This is a genomic window from Intrasporangium sp., from assembly GCF_036566125.1.
Classification (GTDB): domain Bacteria; phylum Actinomycetota; class Actinomycetes; order Actinomycetales; family Dermatophilaceae; genus Intrasporangium.
In genome coordinates, this window is the sequence record NZ_DATCWX010000226.1 from 1 (window position 1) to 2,256 (window position 2,256).

Here is a 2,256-nt window from a genome sequence, read left to right on the forward strand (position 1 = left end):
TTCGCCGACGCCTACGTCAAGGGCGTCCCGCTGCCGGACCCGCTGGGCACCTACGATGCGGCGCTCAAGAACGCGACGGTCCTGCCGACGTCGAGCGCCGTCGGCCGCAAGGGGCTCGACACGTCGATCTTCCTGGGCTACACGAGCACGAGCACGCACGAGAGCGTGTCGTGGGGCCTCGAGGGACTGATCAACGACTTCGGGATCGGGACGATGGCCGCGCAGCTCGCCAAGGATCCCGGGACCCCGGAGGCGCGGCGAGGCCAGCTCACCGAGGAGTCGCAGTACTTCCTGCGCCGGGCGACGAACTACGTCAACGTCTTCAACGACAAGGTCGGCTTCTTCCAGGGCCGCGCGGCGAACGGCAGCTTCCCCGCGACCTTCGACCCTGAGGTCTGGGGCGGCGACTTCACCGAGACGAACGGCTGGAACTTCGCCTTCCACGCACCGCAGGACGGCAACGGCCTGGCCAACCTCTACGGCGGCCGCGCGGCCCTCGCCGACAAGCTGGACCAGTTCTTCGCCACGCCGGAGACGGCCACCAAGCCGGGCTCGTACGGCGGCACCATCCACGAGATGCTCGAGGCGCGCGACGTCCGGATGGGCCAGCTCGGCCAGAGCAATCAGGTCAGCCATCACATCCCGTACATGTACGTCTGGACCGGTCAGCAGTGGAAGACCGCCGAGAAGGTCCGCGAGATCATGCGCCGGCTCTACGTCGGGTCGGACATCGGCCAGGGCTACCCCGGCGACGAGGACAACGGCGAGATGTCAGCGTGGTACGTCCTGTCGGCGCTCGGGATCTACCCCCTCCAGGTCGGGTCTCCGGAGTGGGCGATCGGCTCTCCGAAGTTCGAGCGGATGACGGTGCACCGCACGCAGGGCGACCTCGTCGTCACTGCTCCCGGCAACTCCGAGACGAACATCTACATCCAGGGCGTCACCGTCAACGGCACCAAGCACAAGAGCGTCTCGATCAACCAGTCCGCCCTCGCCGGGAACGCCAGGGTCGACTTCGCAATGGGTGCCCGTCCGTCGGACTTCGGCGCTCGGGCCCAGGACGCCCCGCCGTCCCTGACCCAGGGCACGGAGGTGCCGAAGCCGCTCAAGGACGCCACCGGCCCCGGCCGCGGCACGGCCAGCGCCGCTGGTCTTGCCGCAGGCAGTGCCGCCAAGGCGCTCTTCGACGACACGTCGCGGACGTCGGCAGCCTTCGCGACCGCGACGCCGACCATCGGCTTCACGCTCTCGGGCGTGGGCCAGCGGGCGACGTGGTACACCGTCACGTCCGGCCCGGCCGCCGGAGACCCGTCGGCGTGGCGCCTCGAAGGCTCCCGCGACGGTGGTGCAACGTGGACGACGCTCGACACCCGATCGGGTGAGCAGTTCCCGTGGCGCATGCAGACGCGGCCGTTCCGGATCGCCGAGCCTGAGACCTACACGTCCTACCGCCTCGTCGTGACGGAGACCACCGGCGCGGCCAATGCCAACCTGGCCGAGGTCGAGCTGCTCACGGACGGATCAAAGGCGCAGACGACCGGTGTCAAGGTCGTTGGTGCGCCCGAGTTCGAGGTCACCGAGGACACGGAGTGGACCGGCACCGTGGCGACGTTCTCAGGCGGGGTCGGCTACCCGTCCGGACCCGTCACGGCCACGATCGCCTGGGGTGACGGCTCGAGCTCCGACGGCACGATCGTGGCCGGAGATCTCGGCTCCTTCACCGTCAAGGGCACCCACACCTGGTCCAAGCCCGGCTATTACCAGCCCCGAGTGACAGTGACGATGCAGACCGGCAGCGGGAGCGCCGTCGGTGGCGTCACGGTGCACCAGGCGTCGGTTCCCTCCTATGCCGGGGCGTTCGACTCGGTCTGCATCGGCGAGGTGGGCCAGCAGGTGCCGTGCGACGCGGACCGCGCGGGGATCTCTCGCGCGGCACTGACCGAGGCCGGGGGTGTCCCGGGCCGCGTCATCACGGTGCCCGGCACGGATCTGCGCTACTCGATCCCGGCCATCCCGTCCGGCGAGAACGACAACGCGACCGGCGCCGGGCAGACGCTCGAGGTGACCCTAGCCCCGGGCGCGACGAAGCTCTCGCTCATCGGCACCGCCACCCAACGGGATCAGGACACCATGGGCCGGGTCAACTTCACCGACGGCACCTCGGTCGACTACCCGATCCAGTACGGCGACTGGTGCGGGTCCGCAAAGTTCGGCAACGTCATCGCCCTCGAGATGGCGTACCGGCTCAACGGGACC

At 69.5% G+C, this 2,256-nt stretch carries 1 protein-coding gene; it reads left to right on the forward strand.

What is annotated here, in order from left to right:
- A partial coding sequence (locus VIR15_RS13830; RefSeq protein WP_331928596.1) for a glycoside hydrolase domain-containing protein occupies positions 1 to 2,256 on the forward strand: 2,256 nt, incomplete at both ends.